At 63.8% G+C, this 18619-nt stretch carries 16 protein-coding genes; 9 read left to right on the top strand and 7 right to left on the bottom strand.

Going from position 1 to position 18619, the window contains the following annotated elements:
- Positions 1-383: 383 nt before the first annotated feature.
- The 5 genes from ACVWY6_RS15305 to ACVWY6_RS15285 all read left to right on the top strand — a co-directional run bounded on the left by ACVWY6_RS15305 (position 384) and on the right by ACVWY6_RS15285 (position 7455).
- A complete protein-coding gene (locus ACVWY6_RS15305) occupies positions 384-2432 on the top strand; it encodes an MMPL family transporter (RefSeq protein WP_457539164.1) in 2049 nt (682 codons plus the stop codon).
- Between the two features lie 3 nt (positions 2433-2435).
- Entirely contained in the window at positions 2436-3611 is a 1176-nt protein-coding gene (locus ACVWY6_RS15300; protein WP_457539162.1) for a sensor histidine kinase, read from the top strand.
- Positions 3605-4252 carry a response regulator gene (locus ACVWY6_RS15295; RefSeq protein ID WP_457540169.1) on the top strand — a complete coding sequence of 216 codons (648 nt, stop codon included), beginning with the start codon at positions 3605-3607 and terminating at the stop codon, positions 4250-4252. Before ACVWY6_RS15300 ends, ACVWY6_RS15295 begins: the two co-directional genes overlap by 7 nt.
- A 254-nt stretch (positions 4253-4506) precedes the next feature.
- The gene (locus ACVWY6_RS15290) at positions 4507-5814 is read left to right on the top strand and encodes an alpha/beta hydrolase-fold protein (protein WP_457539160.1); all 1308 of its coding nucleotides are present in this window, start codon (positions 4507-4509) and stop codon (positions 5812-5814) included.
- A 174-nt stretch (positions 5815-5988) separates the two neighbouring features.
- Positions 5989-7455, top strand: a complete 1467-nt coding sequence (locus ACVWY6_RS15285; RefSeq protein WP_457539159.1) for an MFS transporter — start codon at positions 5989-5991, stop codon at positions 7453-7455.
- A 151-nt stretch (positions 7456-7606) separates the two neighbouring features.
- Here the strand turns inward: ACVWY6_RS15285 and ACVWY6_RS15280 are convergent, their stop codons facing one another.
- A complete protein-coding gene (locus ACVWY6_RS15280) occupies positions 7607-8668 on the bottom strand; it encodes a 2Fe-2S iron-sulfur cluster-binding protein (RefSeq protein WP_457539157.1) in 1062 nt (353 codons plus the stop codon).
- A 133-nt stretch (positions 8669-8801) separates the two neighbouring features.
- On the opposite strand from ACVWY6_RS15280, the gene ACVWY6_RS15275 reads away from it, so the two are divergent.
- The 4 genes from ACVWY6_RS15275 to ACVWY6_RS15260 are packed head-to-tail and all read left to right on the top strand — an operon-like array spanning position 8802 to position 13126.
- A complete protein-coding gene (locus ACVWY6_RS15275) occupies positions 8802-9806 on the top strand; it encodes an alpha/beta hydrolase (protein ID WP_457539155.1) in 1005 nt (334 codons plus the stop codon).
- Positions 9807-9822: 16 nt separating this feature from the next.
- The gene (locus ACVWY6_RS15270) at positions 9823-10695 is read left to right on the top strand and encodes an SDR family NAD(P)-dependent oxidoreductase (RefSeq protein ID WP_457539153.1); all 873 of its coding nucleotides are present in this window, start codon (positions 9823-9825) and stop codon (positions 10693-10695) included.
- Positions 10696-10697: 2 nt separating this feature from the next.
- Positions 10698-11624, top strand: a complete 927-nt coding sequence (locus ACVWY6_RS15265) for a hypothetical protein (protein WP_030166382.1) — start codon at positions 10698-10700, stop codon at positions 11622-11624.
- Positions 11621-13126: a flavin-containing monooxygenase gene (locus ACVWY6_RS15260; protein WP_457539151.1), complete on the top strand. Its 1506-nt coding sequence runs from the start codon at positions 11621-11623 to the stop codon at positions 13124-13126. Before ACVWY6_RS15265 ends, ACVWY6_RS15260 begins: the two co-directional genes overlap by 4 nt.
- Before the next feature lie 127 nt (positions 13127-13253).
- Here the strand turns inward: ACVWY6_RS15260 and ACVWY6_RS15255 are convergent, their stop codons facing one another.
- From ACVWY6_RS15255 to ACVWY6_RS15230, 6 genes are all read right to left on the bottom strand, one after another.
- Positions 13254-13868 carry a Type 1 glutamine amidotransferase-like domain-containing protein gene (locus tag ACVWY6_RS15255; protein ID WP_457539150.1) on the bottom strand — a complete coding sequence of 205 codons (615 nt, stop codon included), beginning with the start codon at positions 13866-13868 and terminating at the stop codon, positions 13254-13256.
- Positions 13869-13937: 69 nt separating this feature from the next.
- Positions 13938-15314, bottom strand: a complete 1377-nt coding sequence (locus ACVWY6_RS15250) for an outer membrane protein assembly factor BamB family protein (protein WP_457539149.1) — start codon at positions 15312-15314, stop codon at positions 13938-13940.
- A gap of 2 nt (positions 15315-15316) precedes the next feature.
- Positions 15317-16663 (bottom strand): hypothetical protein, encoded by a 1347-nt coding sequence (locus ACVWY6_RS15245; protein WP_457539147.1) that lies wholly within the window; start codon positions 16661-16663, stop codon positions 15317-15319.
- Positions 16664-16752: 89 nt separating this feature from the next.
- Positions 16753-17139: a DUF2834 domain-containing protein gene (locus tag ACVWY6_RS15240; protein WP_457539145.1), complete on the bottom strand. Its 387-nt coding sequence runs from the start codon at positions 17137-17139 to the stop codon at positions 16753-16755.
- 32 nt (positions 17140-17171) lie between these two features.
- On the bottom strand, positions 17172-18047 hold the full coding sequence (locus ACVWY6_RS15235; RefSeq protein WP_457539143.1) for a DMT family transporter: 876 nt from the start codon (positions 18045-18047) through the stop codon (positions 17172-17174).
- 146 nt (positions 18048-18193) lie between these two features.
- Entirely contained in the window at positions 18194-18598 is a 405-nt protein-coding gene (locus ACVWY6_RS15230) for an SRPBCC family protein (protein WP_031332439.1), read from the bottom strand.
- Between the last annotated feature and the right edge of the window lie 21 nt (positions 18599-18619).

Raw genomic sequence — 18619 nt, 5'->3', positions numbered from 1 at the left:
GCCGAGGACCATGGCTATGAAATACGGTCGTTTCGTCACTTGAGACGAATAATGTTGCACCACAATCGGATATGCTGACGAGCTATCACGTCTGACCGTTGGGGCTCGGCGTCGCGCCGGGTTGCGGTTCAGTTTCTTCGGTTCGCGCGTTGGCGTTCGCCGTAGGCTGCTGTTCTGACTGCGTCGTCGTCCTCCATGCCTGATCCCAAAGCGCCGCCCTGGCTGCCTTCCCCGTCGTCGGTCGTACTCCGCACGGAGGACGGCGAAGTGTCTACCGTGGCCAGACGTGTCAGCCCCCCTGGCCTGACAGCGTCATCGCTATGACTTCTGATCTACGCGCGCCAGGTCGCAGCGGTACCGATACGAGAACGACGAGATCACGCATGAAGACCCTGCTGCCTTGGCTGATGGTGGTTGTGTGGGTCGGGCTGGTGGTGGGCGGCTACTCCCTCGCAGGCAAGCTCGATTCGGTGACTCGCGATGGCCAGGTCGACTACCTGCCTGCCAGCGCCCAGTCGACGAAGGTGCTCCAGGCCGAGGCTGGGCTGCCCGGCGGTGAGGACGGGCTGCTCGTGGTCGTGTCCGAACGACCGGAGGGCCTCCAACCTGGCGATCGAGAGGCGGTCGTGCGTGGTCACGCCGAGCTGGCTGAGCGATTTGGCGCCGACGCTGGTGCGCCCGACATTGTTGAATCTGACGACGGCACGGCCCTGATGTACTCGCTGTCGCTCGAGGGTGATGCGGTCGCCGAGGAGGCCGGAGCCACCGCCGATGCGCGTCAACTTCTCGACGACCAGCTGGACGGTTTGAACGTGTACGTCACCGGGCCGACCGCGCTGGGGGCCGACATGGACGAGGTATTCGATGCCGTGGACTCGAGGTTGCTACTCGCCACGGCCGTGGTGGTGGCGCTCCTGCTTATCCTGACGTACCGCAGCCCAGTGCTGTGGCTGGTCCCGCTGGTCTCGGTCGGGGTTGCGGCGGTGTCGTCAATGGGCGTCATCTACGTTCTCGCACAAGTCTTTGACTTCACGATCACGAGCATGAGCTCAGCGCTGTTGATCGTTTTGGTCTTCGGGGCGGGCACCGACTATGCCCTGCTTCTCGTGTCTCGCTACCGCGAGGAACTGCACCACCACGAACGTCCGATTGACGCCATGCTGGCGGCCCTGCGTGGGGCGGGGCCGGCCATTCTCGCCTCGGCGGCGACGGTGGTCGCCGGCCTGTTGTGCCTTTTGGCCGCGGATCTCAAGAGCATCAGCAGTCTCGGCCCGGTCGGTGCTGCGGGGGTTGGTGCAGCATTGCTGGTCATGCTGACGCTCTTCCCGGCCCTGCTGGTGTTGCTCGGTCGCCGCGTTTTCTGGCCGTTCGTGCCGCGACTCGGGGCTGAGGTATGCGCGTCCGGATCGCGGTGGGCTGGGCTTGGCGAACTGGTTGCGCGCCGCCGTGTCATCGGCTGGGTGGTGCCATTGTTGATCCTCGGCGGTCTCGCGCTGGGCACTGTTGGCGTCAACAGCGCCCTTCCGCAGCTGGATCAGTTCGCCCGCTCGACACCGGAGTCGGTGACCGGCGCGAAGCTGACCGAAGCGCGCTACCCCGACCAGGGCGGTCAGCCGCTGACCGTGATGAGTCGACCGGATCACAGCCGTGAGGTCCTGGCTGCCGCCACAGGTACGCCGGGGGTCGTCAGCGCCGAGATCGGCAGGGCCAGCGACGATTGGGTGGAGATCTCGGTGGTCCCGGTCGACTCGCCCGAAAGCGCGGGTGAGACCGCAACAATCAAGCTTCTTCGGGAGAACGTACGCGAGGTCGCCGGTGAGGCCGCGCTGGTCGGCGGTCCGAGTACCGAAAAGCTCGACGAGGCCGAGACCAACAAGCGAGACCGCAATTTGGTGATGCCGCTGATCCTGTTGGTGGTGCTCGCCATCCTCGGGCTGCTGTTGCGGGCAATAGTGGCTCCGTTGGTGCTGGTCGCCACCGTTGTGGTGTCGTACTTCGGAGCCCTCGGACTATGCAACCTGGTGTTCGACCACGTTCTCGGGTTCGCCGGGTTGGAGTCGTCGGTGCCACTGATCGGGTTCCTCTTCCTGGTCGCACTCGGTGTCGACTACAACATCTTCCTGATGACCCGGGTACGTGAGGAAGCCGTCCGGTACGGCACTGTCGAGGCCACCAAACGTGGCCTCGCAACGACCGGTGGCGTGATCACCTCGGCTGGTGTCGTGCTGGCGGCGACGTTCGTGGTGCTCGCCTCGCTGCCGCTCGTCATGCTCGTCGAGATTGGGATACTGGTGGCCGTCGGCGTGCTCATCGACACCTTGCTGGTGCGGTCCATCGTGGTTCCCGCACTGACGATGTCGCTGGGTTCGCGGATGTGGTGGCCCAGCAAGCTCTGGCGTGCAGATAAGGACCGTGTTGATGACTCGGTGTGAACGATGACGGCGCTCCGGCCGCCAGTGGCCGATCGGCTGCTGGTGGCGGGGTCGTTTGTGATCGGCGTTGTCGTCGCGTTCACGCTCGAAGCGGTCGATTTCGACGGCGAGCGAAGAGTGGATCTGTGGGCAATCGTGCTCTTGGGCGCGATGTCGGCGCCGTTGTTGGCCCGCCGGCGTTGGCCGATCCTCGTCGTCGTCGCGGTCCTCGCCGTGTCGGCGCCGTACCACCTCCTCGACTATCCCCATGAGGCCACGATGGCGGCCTCACTTGTGGCGGCGTTCACGGCGGCGCGCTACAGCGAACCGCAGCGGCGGGTCGCCGCCGCCGTGGTGGGGGTGGCCGCGGTGACCGTGCCGGTTCTCGCCGACGAGGCATCAGGGGGGTCTGGCGATGCTCTCCTCGGCGCCGGCTGGCTGTTCATGGCTTTCTTTGCCGGGCTGGCGGTCCGCTTCCATCGAGACTGGAGGGCCGCCGTCGCAGCCCGTCTCGAACAGGAGCGCGCCGACGATGTCGAGCGGCGGGTCGCGGAGGAGCGGGTACTCATCGCTGCCGAGCTGCACGACGTCCTGGCGCACGGCCTTGCGATCGTGAACGTCCAGGCATCCGTCGCTGCACATCTGATCGACCAGCTGCCGATGCGCGGGGATGCGTCGCTGCGGGAGTTGTCCAGCACGCTGCACAGCCTCTCTGACACGAGCCGCGCCACGCTCCATGAGCTGCGTGCCGTGCTGGACGTGCTTCATGGAGGCGACGCCGAGCCAAACGAGCCGGCGCCCCACCTCGGAGAGTTGCAACGCCTGGTGGAGATGGCTGAGGCGGCAGGTGTTCGGGTTGACGTGGAGGCTGATCGGCTTCCGGACGAGTTACCGTCGACAGTGTCCGTCGTGGCCTACCGGATCATCCAGGAGTCGCTCACCAATGTCATTCGGCACTCGACGGCCAAGCATGCGACCGTCCGCCTCGACCAGAACGGCGATCAGCTGCGGATCGCGGTCATCGACCACGGGCCCGCGCGACCGAGCCCGACCATGTCACCGGCCGGCTTCGGGATCGCCGGGATGATCGGGCGAGCACAGGCCGTCGGTGGAGAGCTGTCAGCCGGCCCGGGCGAGTACGGGGGATTCGAGGTGTCCGCCAGCCTTCCCCTCCCGGAGATCTGGCGGGTGCAATCGTGATCCGTGTCCTGCTCGCCGACGACCAAGCCTTGGTGCGCGGCGCATTCGCGCTGCTGGTCAGCTCCGCTGATGACATGGAAGTTGTCGGCGAGGCCGGCACCGGCGACAAGGCCGTGGCACTGGCTCGGGACCTGCGCCCCGACGTCATCTTGATGGACATCAGGATGCCAAGCACCGACGGCATCGAGGCGACCCGGCAGATCTTCGCTGACGATGGATCCAGCGGCAGCAAGGTGCTGATTCTGACCACGTTCGAGACGGACACCAACGTACTGCGCGGCCTTCGCGCGGGGGCCTGTGGATTCCTACCCAAGGACACGCGTCCCGACGCGCTGCTGGATGCCATCCGCACCATCGCGGCGGGGGAGGCACTGCTGTCGCCCGGCGCGACCAAGGCGGTCATCACCCGTGCATTGAGTCACCCGGATGCGCCTGCGCCGGAGCGACTGGCCAGCCTCACTGCGCGCGAACGCGAGGTGCTTCAGCTGATCGCACTGGGCCGAAGCAACCAGGAGATCGCGGACGAGCTGGTGGTCAGCCCGCTGACCGCCAAGACTCACGTGAGCCGTATCCTGGCCAAACTTGGCGCTCGCGATCGGGTCCATCTCGTGATCGCTGCCTACGAAGCGGGGCTTTCCTAAGCGCCATCGGGATTCTTGCTACGTTCCGTAGCCGGTTACGAAATATGTTGTGTTGCAACGACATTTTCAACTTTTTGCAGTTTACTGCGACTGTCCGCCGCAAAAACCAGTCAGCGCGGACCGATTCCACACCGTTGCCGGCGACGTCACCAGCTGCCCTATCGGCAGCCCCCGCGATGAGGCGTCCAATGTTCAGGGGTCATTTCTCGGCAATCTCACAGGCCTTTGCCAGGTTGAAAGGTGAGGCTTCGCAGGTGAACTTAGCCGGTGTCTCCTTGATGGGCGGATGGTCAACTGTTGCAAGCCAAGTCGCTGCCGCTGTGCTCCTGCTGATCGCGACCAAATTTCGTCTCAGGCCGATCGTGACGGGTGCCGCAGCCGGAGTGTCGGTTTCGCTCGGGCTCTATGGGCTGTTGTCTCAGCGGCAGCTCATGCCCGGGTCGGCTCCGATGATGTTCTGGATCTGGTTGTCGCTGGCGGTGTTTGCAGTGATCGTGGGGGTGGCAGAGTGGTGGCGTGCGCAATGGTGGCGGAGGGTGGCGAGCGTTGCCGCAGTTGGATCGATCTGCTTTTGCGTCGCACTGGCGGCAAACCAGTGGGCCGGGTTCTATCCCACCACCGGTAGGGCGTGGGATGCACTCACTGCGCAGCCGCTTGCAAACCAAGCGTCACTGGGCACGTTGTCTTCCTTGCGGGGCACCGCTGAGCCCAACGGCAAACTGGTCGCCATCGACGGCCGCGATGATCGCAGCCACTTTCACCACCGAACCGAATACGTCTATCTCCCCCCTGCCTGGTTTCAGGGAGCCATCCCGCCGGCGTTGCCAGCGGTGGTCATGATCGGTGGTGTGGTCACCACACCCGAAGACTGGATTCGAAGCGGGGAGGCGATAGATCACGTCCAGCACTACGCAGATACGCACCGCGGGTATGGGCCGATTCTGGTGTTCGTCGACCCCACAGGCAGCCTTACCAACGACACCGAGTGCGTCGACGGATCGCACGGGAACGTCGATACCCACATAACCGAAGAGATTCGGCCGGCTGTGATCTCGGCGTTCAACGCGAACCCAGACCCGGCTCGGTGGGCTGTGGCGGGTTGGTCGATGGGGGGAACCTGCGCCATTGACCTCACTGTCGAGCATTCCGATCAGTTCCACACATTCGTCGACATCTCCGGGGATGCTGGACCCAATCTGGGTAACCGGAGTCAGACAATCGCTTCGCTCTACCGGGGACGTCCGGACCAGTGGGCGCGGTTCGATCCGACGACCGCGATGAGGACTCACGGGCCCTACGCCGGAGTGTCTGGGTGGTTCGAGTCCGAAGGTCACCGAACCGATCATTCGCGCTGCGGATCCTCTCAAATCGCCGCTGCGACAGCGCTCTCGGCGACGGCACAAAAGGTCGACATCGCCACCACGAGCCACTTTCGGCCTGGCAGGCACTCCTGGCAATTCGCTGCCGCGGCGTTCGACCACGCACTGCCGTGGCTGATGGCCAGGATGACTGATCCCGCGAGCGGCGCCGCTGACACAGTGGTGAGTGGACCGTCGTCTTGAGGAGGGTGGTGCAGAACACCGATACAACCTGCATGGCAGCGGCAGTGTCGACTTGCTGGGGTGTTTCTCCCGCCCTGTCAGCCTGGTGCAAGCAGGCGACAGCGCGTGACAGGCTGCTGTAAGAACCAGCTCCTAGCGTCAGGTCCGACATCGCCCTGGCTTTAGGAGCTTCGAATGACCCCCACCAAAAGTATTGCGACTGAGGCACCGTCGCGCACATACACATCCCTCGCCGCGGCGTGGATACCCCTTGCCGCACTGTGTTTGGCGTTCTTCGTCGAAATGGTCGACAACACACTGCTGTCCATCGCGCTTCCGACCATCGGTCGTGACCTGGGCGGCGGCACCACAGCACTTCAGTGGGTGACCGGCGCATACTCGTTGACCTTCGGAGGCCTACTGCTGACTGCCGGGTCGGTCGCTGACAGATTCGGCCGCCGACGGGTCTTGCTGATCGGGCTCGGCGTCTTTGGCGCGCTGAGCCTGCTGGTCCTGGCCGTGACCACGACGGGCGAACTCATTGCGCTACGTGCAGCCCTTGGTCTTGCTGCCGCCGCCATGGCCCCGATCACGAACTCGTTGGTCTTCCGTCTTTTTGACGACAAGACGCTGCGCATGCGCGCCATGACCGTGATGATCGTCGTCGGCATGTCGGGTTTTGTCCTCGGCCCCGTGCTGGGCGGGACAGTGTTGGCCCACTTCCGGTGGGAATGGTTACTCGTTGCAAATGCTCCGATCGCGCTGCTCGCCGGCATCGGCGTCTGGCTTGGGGTGTCGGCCGACCGACGCCAGGACCTGACGAACGATGCGCTCGACCTTCTCGGTGCCGTACTGAGTATCGCGATGATCGGTCTTGCGTGTTGGGCCTTGACCAGCGGTGTCGACCACGGCTGGCTCTCGGCACTCACGGTGACGTCCATCCTTGGCGCAGTCGTCGCCGGTGCCGCCTTCTACTGGCATGAACGGCGCAGCGCGTCACCCATGCTGGACCTTCGACTGTTCTCCAACGGGACGGTGAGAGGCGCGGCCATCGCCCAGATCGGGACGTCGATCGCGATGGCGAGTGTGATGTTCGGTCTCATCCTGCACTTCCAGTACGCCTACGGGTGGAGCCCGATGAAAGCCGGCCTCGCGAACCTGCCGATCATCGTGACGATGATTGCGGCGACACCCCTCTCGGAGTGGCTCGGTGCCCGATTCGGTCATCGGATCGCTTGCCTCATCGGCGCCTGCTGTCTCGCGGGATCCCTGGCCGGTCTGTCGTGGGGCGTCGAACACGGATATTTCGCCATCGCCGTCTGCATGGTTGTGATGACGATTGGGCTGCGCACCGTCATGACGATCTGCGCGGTCGCGCTCGTCGAGGCGATGCCTGCCAATCGCACCTCGATAGGCACAGCTCTCAACGACACCGCGCAAGAAGTCGGCACCAGTGTCGGTACCGCACTGGTCGGAACTCTCATCGCAATCCTGGTCACCACCCAACTGCCCGTCGGCACCTGGAGCAGCGACCTTGTGCACTCGTTCTTCGACGGCGAGCGAATTACCTATGGAGTTCTTGCTGTCGTCGTCGGGTTGATAGCCGCGGGCGGCGCGCTCATGCTCACCAACTCACGCACCACCGACGACGCCGATCGGTAACACCAGCATTGGTCCTCGGTCACTGCGAAAGCCCTTGAGAGCAGGCGGAGTTCACACTGCAATCGGCGACGTCGTTACGTAGGAGTCACACGCCATAGGACGCTGAACGCTGAAGTACCCCGACAACGAGACCCGATGACTGTCGAACTGCCTACTCGATGACGATGTCGAGACTGTCGGAAACAGGCACGGACTGACATGCGAGCCGCACGCCTTTGCCTATCTCGTAATCGTCGAGCGTGTCGTTGACACGCATCTCGACTTCGCCGGCTTTGAGAGTGAAAGCGCATGCGCCGCAGTTCCCTTCGCGGCAGACGAAGGGGGCGTCGATACCGTTGTCGAGCATCGCGTCGAGAAGAACGGTGTCGGGCGGGCAGCGGAAGGTGTAGTCCTCCCCTTCGACCTCTGCGGTGACAGGCGTACCCACGTCTGCCGCGGACGGGGAATCGGCGACCGAGGTATGGAACGGGTTGGCCTGGATGGAGGTGAAGACCTCTCGATGAATGGCATCGGGGGAGAGTCCCGCGGCGACGAGGGCGTCATGCGCGAGATCCATGAATACCGCAGGGCCGCACAGGTATGCATCAGAATCGGGCGATGGGGTTACCAGATTGCGCAGCCCGGTGGCGGTCGGCAAACCGTGGTCGGACTCGAACCAGTGGATCACCTCGAGGCGCGTTGGATAACGCTGGAGTAGGTCGGCCAGGGTGCTCGCGAACATCACCGATTTGGTCGACCTGTTCGCGTAGACCAGTACGACCCGCTCCTGGTGGACTTCCAGCGCGGTCTTGAGGATGGACAGCACCGGGGTGATGCCACTGCCGGCCGCGACGAGAACGAGTGGCTTGTCCCACCGTGACGGCACAAAAGAGCCCGCGGGCCGCAGCGCCGACAGGGTCATTCCGACGGTCGCGTTGTCGCAGAGCCAGTTGGACGCGTAACCGCCCGGGGTGCGTTTGACCGAGATTGCCGGCCGATCGTCGCAGTCTGGGCTGCTCGACAGCGAGTAACAGCGCGCCACGGAACTGTCCTTCTCATGCGGGATCTCCAGCGTGACGAATTGTCCGGGCCGATAGTCGAACGGCGCCGGACGGTCGTTGTCGGGTGTGGAGAAGACGAGGGTCACGGCGTCGGACGTTTCCTCGATGACGCGCTCGACCTGCAGACGAAGGGTTCGTGCACTCGTGGCCGTGCCGGCCGAATCGATCGTCAAGAGTCATCCTTTCGTGCACTGTCTGCACTCGGCCGACATTGGCGGGCCTGTTCCGATGGAGTGAAGTGCGTTCGATCTGCGTGAACAAACCGTACCATTGACAAATGGCACAGTTTCCGATGATGCTGTCGTTATGACAACGAGAGGTGCGGTCGTGCCACTGCGGGGATCCCTGCGGTCCCGGTGTGCTGCGCGGGTGACGGCGGCGACGCTGCGTCCGGTCGCGTCGCGGCTTCCGTACGACAAGGGTGGCGTGCAGGTCGCGCGGGTTCTCGTCGAGGTTGCAATGCGTTTGTGCGGCAGCCGGTTGCGCGGAACCAGGGTCACAGCGATCAGCGACGACGGTGTCGTCGGTGAGTGGGTGGATGCCACAAAACCCGGGTTCCCAGACCAGAATGTCGCGGGCGAGGCCGCCGGAGTGGTGCTGTATCTGCACGGGAGCGCCTACGCGATCTGTTCGGCGCGCACGCACCGTGGCCTGGCATCGCGACTTTCCCGTGAGGCGGGTCTCCCGGTGCTCGTGGTGGAGTATCGACTCGCACCCGAGCATCCGTTCCCGTCTGCCGCGGACGACATCGAGAGGGCGTATCGATGGTTGCTGGAGCGTGGCTACGACCCCGGCAACATCGTCGTCGCGGGAGACTCCGCAGGCGGGCACCTCGCGCTGGACCTGGTCATCGACAACGCCCGACGCTCAATACCTCAGCCTGCTGCGGTGGTGCTGTTCTCCCCCTTGATCGACTTGACCTTCGATTTGGCCGAGGGTCGCGAGCGCGTGCGGCGCGATCCGATGATTTCCGCTGCCGGCGCGCGGGCCCTCACCACGCTCTACACAACCGGGCAGGAGCCGGACATCCCGCGCCTGCGACTGGCGGTGGAGGCCGGAACCGTGTTGCCGCCCTTCCTGGTGCAGGCGGGCGGCGCCGAGATGTTGGTCGCCGACGCCGAATATCTGCGTGACCTCGTCGAAGCCAACGCGGGGACATGCACGCTCGAGATCTGGCCTGACCAGATGCACGTCTTCCAAGCGCTTGATCGCGTGTCCCCGGAGGCGGCGCCCGCGTTGCGGCGGGCAGCACAGTTCCTCCGCTCCGAACTCGGTCTCACCGCGGTCCCTTTCGGCCATTCAGCCCTCTAACAGAAATCGAGAAGTCATGTTCGGATTCCGATCGACCCCGCCGCCGTCGTACGGCGCCGATGCCGTGGTGACCGGCGCGGGAAGCGGTATCGGCCGCGCCTTTGCCATCGAGCTCGCCCGGCGCGGAGGCCGCGTCGTGTGCGCCGACATCTCACTCGAACGGGCCGAGGAAACCGTTCGCCTTCTTGAAGGCCGTGGCTACGCAGTGCAGTGCGACGTCGCCGATCGATCGCAGGTGGAAGATCTCGCTCTGTTCGCCGAACTCGAATTCGGTGGTGCCCCAACGGTGGTGATCAACAACGCCGGTGTTGGCATCGGCGGGCAACCGGTGGGCAGCATCGGTTTCGACAACTGGAACTGGGCCTTGGGCATCAATTTGTGGGGCGTCATCCACGGGTGTGAAACGTTCGTTCCACAACTTCTCGCTGCCGGGCGCGGGGGTGTCATCAACGTCGCCTCTGCCGCGGGGTTCGCCGCCGCGCCGACCATGGGTCCCTACAGCGTCGGCAAGGCCGGTGTCATGTCGCTTTCGGAAACCTTGGCTGCGGAATTGTCGGGAACCGGTGTGCGCGTGAGCGTACTGTGCCCGACGTTCGTCAAGACCAACGTCGCCGTGGACGGCCGTATCACCGCGAAGTCGTCCCAACTCGCGCAGAACCTGATGCGGTGGACCGGGTTCTCGCCCGAGCGCGTGGCCGTCGGCACGCTCGACGCCTTCGACAAAGGCCGCCTCTACGTCGTTCCGCAGCTTGATGCCAAGGCGATCTGGCTGGCCAAGCGACTCACTCCAGCTCTCTACGCCCGTGGTGCCGGGCTGCTCAATCGGCTGATACCGGACGAGCCCGCGCCGCACAGCCAGCTCCAATCCGCTTCAACGACAGGAAAGTGACGATGACACAGAACTTCGATTTCGATGCCATGCTGGACAAGATCAAAGACCGTCAATGGGCCCTCGCCGACATCGACTGGGATGCACCGGGTGCGGAGCTGATCAGCCCCGAACTGCACGCCAAACTCAAGCCGTTCATGTCGGATCTGATGTGGATCGAGAACGTCGGTGCCCGTGGTTTCGCGGCCATGGCTCGCAAGGCCCCGACCGAAACCCTCCGAGACATCTACCGCCACTTCCACGCCGAGGAACAGAAGCACGCCAACGCCGAATTGGCGCTGATGCGCCGGTGGGGGATGCTCGAGAACGACGAGATCCCTCAGCCGAACGTCAATGTCAAACTCATCATCGACTGGCTGGACAAGTACTCCGACCAAACCCCACTGGCCGTGCTCGGCACAGTGATTCCGATGCTCGAGGTGGCCCTCGACGGTGCGCTGGTGAAGTTCATCGTCGACGAGATCGACGACCCGGTCTGCCAAGAGGTGTTCAAACGCATCAACGCCGACGAGTCACGGCATCTCGCAGTTGATTTCGAGGTCATCGAGCTTCTCGGTCATGCGAAGATGCGCAAGATCATCGTGGAAACCGTCGGCGCCTGGATGCACCCGTCGCTGATCATCGGCACCCTGCGTTACATCCCGTTGCTGAACAAGATGCGCGACAACATCGTTGCGATGGGTGTCGACGAGGAGCGTCTCTACACCGCCATGAAGCGATTCAAGAAGGTCGGTGAGCGCACGCCGTTCCCGAAACGCTTGCCCATGTACCGCTTCATCGCCTGGCACGGATCGGTGGTGATCAATCGTGACCATCCGTACCATTATTTGGCCGATTCGATGGTCACCCTGACCGCCAAGTACCCCAAACGCCTGCTCCGCGCCCAGCCCACCTGGTCGAAGGAACTGACCTACGAGCCCGTCGCATGAGCGGCCGTGAAGTGTTGTCCGTCGCTGTCATCGGCGGCGGATTCGCCGGCGTGGGCGCAGCGATCCGACTCAAGCAACGCGGCATCGCAGACATCGCCATCTTGGAGCGTGGCACCCGTCCCGGGGGGACGTGGCGTGACAACACCTATCCCGGTGCGGCATGCGACATTCCGTCGCGGCTGTACTCCTACAGTTTCGCGCCGAATCCGGACTGGTCGCACACCTACTCCGGCAGCGAAGAGATCCTCGCCTACGTCGATTCGATGATCGACAAGTTCGAGCTGGGCCAGTACTTCCGGTTCGAACACAACGTGGCCGATCTGACCTGGCACGAGGACTCGTCGCTGTGGGAGATCACCATCGACGACCGCGAGCCGGTCTTCGCTCGCGCCGTTGTCATGGCGTCGGGCCCCCTTGCCAACGTGAGCCTCCCGAAGATCCGCGGCATCGAAACCTACGAGGGCGAAAAGATCCACAGCGCCCGCTGGAACCATGACTACGACTTCGCGGGCAAGAAGGTTGCCGTCGTGGGCACCGGGGCCAGCGGGGTGCAGATCGTGCCGGAACTGGTCCGTGTGGCGGACTCGGTGAAGGTCTTCCAGCGCACACCCGGTTGGGTTCTTCCGCGCACCAACCTGAGCACACGGCCGGTGACCCGCGAGGTGTATCGACGCCTGCCGTTCACGCAGTCGCTGGCCCGCAAAGCCTGGTTCTGGGGCCACGAATCCGTCGCCTTGGGCGTGGTGTGGAAGTCGCCGCTGACCCGCGTCGTGGAAGGGGTGTCCAAGCTGCACCTGCGCGCTCAGGTGCGTGATCCGTGGATGCGCCGCCAGCTCACACCCGAGTTCCGGGCAGGATGCAAGCGGTTGCTGATGACCAGTCAGTACTACCCGGCTCTGCAGAAGGACAACTGCACTCTGGTGACCTGGCCGATTGCCAGTATGTCCCCGAAGGGGATTCGCACGGTCGAGGGAATCGAGCACCAGTTCGACGCCATCGTCTTCGCAACGGGATTCGACGTATCCAAGGCGGGCACACCGATTCCGATCACCGGCCGCGGCGGCCGCGTCCTCGCCGAGGAGTGGAGCAAAGGCGCGTACGCCTACAAGTCCGTTGCCGTCTCGGGATACCCGAACATGTACTTCACCTTCGGTCCGAACTCCGGCCCGGGCCACAGCTCAGCGCTGGTGTACATGGAAGCGCAGATCGACTACATCGTCGACGCCATCGCCACCGCAGTGAACCAGAACTTCGTCCTCGACGTCCGTGCGGATGTGCAGGCGCAGTACAACGAGGATTTGCAGCGACGGTTGACCAAGACCACGTGGAACTCGGGCTGCTCGAGCTGGTATCTCACCGAGGACGGCTTCAACGCCACCATGTACCCCGGTTTCGCCACGCAGTACGTCAAGCAACTCGAAACCGTTGTCCTACCGGACTACTCGATCACGGCCGCGAACACCGCCGGCGTGGATGACCCCGTACTGGCCGGGACCATCTGATCCCCACGGCCGACTAGGGGACCTGAAAGCCTCACCGCTGCAGGGGTACACGAGGGGAGTGATGCGGAGAACCGCATCACTCCCCTCGCTTGTATGTCCGGCGGGTGCTGACGCGAAAGCTGCGCCGTCAGGAGGGGACCACGGAGCGCGAACTGCCTGAAACCAGCAACGCCTGGTCGTCGGCGAGTAGTCGCAGTGTGAATCGCCCACCGAATCGGTGTCTGAGTTCGTCGATGACCGCCCGACCCGACACAATTCCGTCGGCGTGGGGCACGATCACCTCGTCAATCCAGCCGAGCCCAGTTGTGGAGTCAAGACTGCGCGCCTCGGCCGGGTCGTCGAGCATGGCGAGCGGTTCGATATCTGCGCCGATGACGCACGCACCTGCACTTGCGCCGATGTAGGGGAGACCGGCCTCGACGCGTTCGGAGAGGACCTCCGCGAAACCCGTGCGCCGCAACACCTCGAGCAAGTGGAAGACGTTGCCGCCGGAGACGAAGACTGCATCAACCGTGTCCAGTGACTTCGCGAGGTCGATTGCCGTCATGGCTTCGATGTCGAGTTCGACTGTATGCCAGCCCTGTTCGTGGAGAGTTGTTCGATCGAAGTCCACCCATGCTCGGTCGTCATAGATCGACGATGCGGTCGGAACGAATCCGATTGTGGCACCAGGGTGGGTTCGGGGCGTCAGGAAGCCCGGTACCGCCGACAACCATCGGCTCACCAACAGGAGTTCAGCCACAGCACCAGCCTGCCATGTTGCGTGCTCGCACCGTCAACAAGTGCGGCGGCCCAACAGTCATACCTCGCGTCAGAGCGGAGTGAGGCCGATCATCCTGCGATCCGAGGAATAGATCCACCCGTTGTCGTACGGTGTCATCGCACCGCCTGAACGGAATGTCTCGGGATCTGGGTCGATCGCCACAAATGGCGCTGTCCAGACGATCTCGCCGGTACCGATGTCGACCGCCATCAGCGCCTCGGACCCGGCGACCACTCCGGATCCGACGAGTAACCCGCCACCGGCCGTGAGGGGTGTCAACGACTGGTCTCCATCGACGCGCCACAGCTGCCTTCCAGACCTCACATCGATGCCTACTGCGCGTGCATTGCCCGTATCACGGAGGTAGGCGATGTTGCCGACGACGGCGGTGACGGTTCCGGACTCTCGATCAACGAGATCTTCGTCGGTCCAGAGGCGTTCGCCGGTGGTGCGGTGGTACGCGGAATCACCGAGCAGGACGGGGGCATCGGCATCGACGGCGTGATCGAATGTCGGACGCTGCACTTCCGGACTCTTCGAGGTTGCGAGCACCTTCCCGTCCGGGCCCCGTAGTACCTGCTCGGACTCGGTGTCGCCGGACCCACACCCGCTGTCCGATTGCACCACAACACCTCCGGACCCGAGGGTCGCACTGGAGACGCAGCTCTCCCCGCTGCCCCACAACAGGGTGCCGGAATCGGCATCGAATTGAGCCATGTCGATGCCCATCTTCACGAGCCCGACCCCGTCGTTCACGGTCAGTACACCCGACTGGTACACCTCCTCCCATCCGCCGCTGACGTCAAAGCTCTGCGTCCAGTTGGCAGAAACGTCATCGAAGCCGCCCGAATGGACCCGGACCTCGCCGTCTTCAGGGCTGCCTTCGATGATGTACAGGGTGTCAGCGGTGGTCGTGAGACCGAAAATGTACTCCTCGACGGAACGCCTCTCGGACGTACCCGACTTGAGGTCGTATGTGACGATCGCGTGGCCATCGGCTTGTGCGTAGCAGTAGATCTTCCCATCGATCGGCTGCCCGCTGCACTGCTCGAGATCCGCGGCGGGAGCCTTCCAGCGGACCGCACCGTTTTCGGGATCGATGCCGATCATTGCGGCCTCGTCGAGAACGTATCTGTCGGTCGGGATACCGACAAGGGTCACGAGAGTGTCTGCTGCCAGGATGAATCCGGGAGTGCCCGACATATACGACGATCCCCCACGGGGATCAGAGAAGTCGGCGAAAGGACGGCCGAGGTATTCCGCAGCATCGAGCGACCAAGCGAGCCCGGGCGTGTGCTCGTTTGTCCCGGTGATCTTCTTGACCGATGTTTGACCTTGGTTGGCCACCACGACCACCGCTGCGGTGACCGTCACGATGGCGGCTGTCGCAGCTGCGACCAGCGCCCGCGTACTCCTGTTGGGCACGGCTACAGCTCCAATCCGTCTGTGAGTGCAATCGATTCGAGCTCTTCCAAGGAAAGCGGCGAATTGGGCACGGGGGCGCTGGAACTGACAGAGATTTGAGTACCGCCGGGACGCGTCACTTCGACGGAGTTGATCGTCTCCCTCTGCGAGTTGTCGGGACTGCTCGTTGTTGAGATCGAACCGGAGGACTGCTGCGTCTGCACAACGGTCCCGTCGGGAAGCGTCCGCATCTCCTGCTGACCACCGGCCCCGGGAACGGGACGTTCAGGAGTAGGAAGTGGCTGGCCTCCGGTGATCGAGATATAGAGCCCTGCAGCGCCTTTCACGTCCCGATTGTCGGAGCACAGAAGATCATTCGGGGATCCGCCCGGTTGTAACGGATTCAGTCGCGGCCCACCGAGGTCGATGGTGGCGAGCACAGAGTCCAGCCTCTGCGCCTGCTCGCGATCAATACGTGGGGCGTTCAGCTCACTGTTCGAGCCGAAGGGGTGGCGACAACCTTCTGGCGGCGGAGGTGTGCCCGGCGGTGCGGGGGTGCTGACGCGAAGCCGAGGGTCGGTGACGATTCGCACCAGATCATCGATCGTCAGGGGAACTTTGCCGCTGTGCTCTTGTTGCGTGGTCGTGAAGACGTCGTTCGAGTCTGCATATATCCACGACCCGTCAGACACGTACGCATGCGCAGACCGGCTCAGGGTTCGGGCCCCGTCCACCTCCTGCCAGCTGTCGTGAACATCAACCACAACGCCGTCAGTCGTGGTGCGACGCTCATCGAGATAGCCCGCCACACATGCGGGAATTGGTGATGCTCTGTTCTGCACTTGGACCGAGAGGCTGCCCCTGGCATCGCCGTTGACCAACGATCCGGACGCGTGGGTGTACCCGTCGAGTTCACTGTCAGAATCTCCGAAGTCTGTGATCGGCCGGAAAACAAGTGAGCGATCTGGACTCGCGAACTCGATCTCCGCAGTATCTGGCAGCACGTCGACAACAGCGTTCGACATCGCGGTCGCCTTTGGACCGCTAAACCATGGGAACTCGGGATTGTCGTAGCTGGGGTCGCTACTGGACGTAAAAACACTGTAGCGACCCGAATCGGTGGGTGGTGGCTCGACCGTCTCGCACCCCGGAATGGGTGCGGTCGGGTCCACGGGTTCTTCAACGATGTCGACGTCCATGGGCGCAGCCGGATCGGGCTCTGGCGTCGATGTTGTTGGCACTGTGGTCAGTTCCGGATCCGGCGATGGCCTCAGAAGGCCGGCCACCGCGATCACCAACGCTACGACGGACACCATGATCAACCCGTAGGTCCATGCCTGCTTCGCGCGTGACGATTCCTGCTCGTTCATCCACATCCTCCCCGTTGCGGACGCTACGGCAGCCGTGGCGATAAGGCCAGCGCGGGCCACCTCGGCCGCTGGCTACAGCACCACTTGCACTACATGGCGCTTACGACCTGGTGGTCGGATCCGCGGCGCTCGAGAGCGCGATCCCGGGCGAGCAGGAAGAAGGGGATCGCGGTCGCGATGCCCACCCCGAAGGTGAGGACAAATGAAGCGACCCACCATCGGATGATGTGGAGCTTCTTCGCTTCCGAGAACGCCCAGATATGGAATCCGATGACCACGTACATGAGGTCGACCATCGCGAAGCGGCCCGGCGTCGTCTTGTGGATGTCTCCGATGAAGAAGTCCAGCACCGACTTCGGGCCGTTCTCGCGGACGTAGGGAATCGCGATCGCGTTCTGGGTCACCAAGGCCGCCACGAACGTGACCATGAGAGACCGGCGCCGCCAGATGTCATTGTGGGTGGGCAGTTTTGACATTTTGCTCCTTTGTCCTGTTTTCATTTGCACAATCAGGTGGTCGTGGCGACCACCTCCTCACTGTCGGCAGCACTTCGGGCCAATGCAACTGCGGCGGCGACCGTGGCGACGAGCGCGATGGCCAGGATCGCGGCCGCTGCCTTGTCGGCATGCATGTACTCACCGAGCACAACGAAGCCCAGCAGCGAGGCGACCATCGGTTCCATCACCGTGGTGGCCGGAAGCGATGCCTGCAATGCGCCGACCTGAAAAGCTGACTGCTGCAGTGATATAGCGATCACCGCCACAACGATCAGCGCGTAGGGCTCCACCGACGTGAGCAGCGCAACGGGGCCGCGCCCGACGAGATGGACAACCCCTTTGGTCAGCACTGCTGCAACGCCGAAGAGTGCGCCTCCGGCGAGTCCCAGAAGTAGCGCACGCCGTGACCTGGATCCGTTGCGCGACAGTAGGACACACGCGGCGACAAACGGTAACCCGATGGCGCAGATGATGATCCAGTGCTGCGTCTCGGCACGTTCGACACCGGGCCGTGGGTCGCCCACCACAACGAGTACGGCGACAGACAGGGTCAACGCCGCCGCCCAGGCCCAGTCCAGTGGCCGGACGGTACGGCCGGAGAATCTCGCCCCCAGCGGTAGGGCGAACAGCAACGACAACACGAGAAGGGGCTGCACGAGCAGAAGCGATCCGAGCCCTAGAGCAACCGCCTGAAGGCCGTAACCACCGAACCCCACCAGTGTGCCCAGCCACCATTCCGGTCTGCGAACGAGTGTGGTGATCGGCCCGAGCGCGCCCACGTCGTCATCGCTGATCACCGACGCCGATCGCTGTCGGATCACCGTGCCCACCGCGATACACAGAGCGGCGCCGATCGCGCACAGTACCGCCAGGAACGAGTTGCTCACTCACAGAACGTACCGTGAGCGCATCACGTCCAGCAGGAGTTGTCTCACAGCACAGAAGATGACACCTGACGCCGGATGACCCGACTGCGCCCCGTGTGAACGGCGGCGAAACAGCGCGTGTACCAACGGCTGTAGATGTGTTCGCGTCAGGAGACGCGCTCGGCGGCGAGACGCTCGATCCGAGGCACCGCGATCGCCATGATGCTCAGGTAGGCCGGCGCCCACACCGGCACAGCCATGCTGAGCACGCAGCCGCCCCGTGTCGGGATCACCTCGTGCCGGGTCGCGGGCACACCTGCCACCCGCCAAGCCCATACCCGGCCGTCGATGAACTCGTTGATCTCGAATGGGAGCGGTACGCCGACCGGTGTCCACACCTTGCCGCGGGCGCCCAGCTTCAGCGGCCCGGGATCATCGAGTTCAGCACCGGCAACCGTCGGGCCCCACTTCGGCCACGACGTCAGGTCCACCAGGACGTCCCACACCGCATCCGACGGCAACGACATGGAGAGTTCCACAGTCGGCATTCGATGTCGGAAACCCAGGCGCATGGGTAGGGCGTAGCCAGAACA

It is taken from the genome of Williamsia sp. R60 (genome assembly GCF_054063855.1).
This window is presented reverse-complemented; position numbering and strand designations above follow the sequence as displayed.

Excerpts from the sequence above, each read along its gene's own strand:
- ACVWY6_RS15305 (WP_457539164.1), top strand. The coding sequence starts at position 384 with ATGAAGACCCTGCTGCCTTGGCTGATGGTGGTTGTGTGGGTCGGGCTG.
- ACVWY6_RS15300 (WP_457539162.1), top strand. The coding sequence starts at position 2,436 with ATGACGGCGCTCCGGCCGCCAGTGGCCGATCGGCTGCTGGTGGCGGGG.
- ACVWY6_RS15285 (WP_457539159.1), top strand. The coding sequence starts at position 5,989 with ATGACCCCCACCAAAAGTATTGCGACTGAGGCACCGTCGCGCACATAC.
- ACVWY6_RS15275 (WP_457539155.1), top strand. The coding sequence starts at position 8,802 with ATGACAACGAGAGGTGCGGTCGTGCCACTGCGGGGATCCCTGCGGTCC.
- ACVWY6_RS15270 (WP_457539153.1), top strand. The coding sequence starts at position 9,823 with ATGTTCGGATTCCGATCGACCCCGCCGCCGTCGTACGGCGCCGATGCC.
- ACVWY6_RS15265 (WP_030166382.1), top strand. The coding sequence starts at position 10,698 with ATGACACAGAACTTCGATTTCGATGCCATGCTGGACAAGATCAAAGAC.
- ACVWY6_RS15260 (WP_457539151.1), top strand. The coding sequence starts at position 11,621 with ATGAGCGGCCGTGAAGTGTTGTCCGTCGCTGTCATCGGCGGCGGATTC.
- ACVWY6_RS15245 (WP_457539147.1), bottom strand. The coding sequence starts at position 16,663 with ATGAACGAGCAGGAATCGTCACGCGCGAAGCAGGCATGGACCTACGGG.
- ACVWY6_RS15240 (WP_457539145.1), bottom strand. The coding sequence starts at position 17,139 with ATGTCAAAACTGCCCACCCACAATGACATCTGGCGGCGCCGGTCTCTC.
- ACVWY6_RS15230 (WP_031332439.1), bottom strand. The coding sequence starts at position 18,598 with ATGCGCCTGGGTTTCCGACATCGAATGCCGACTGTGGAACTCTCCATG.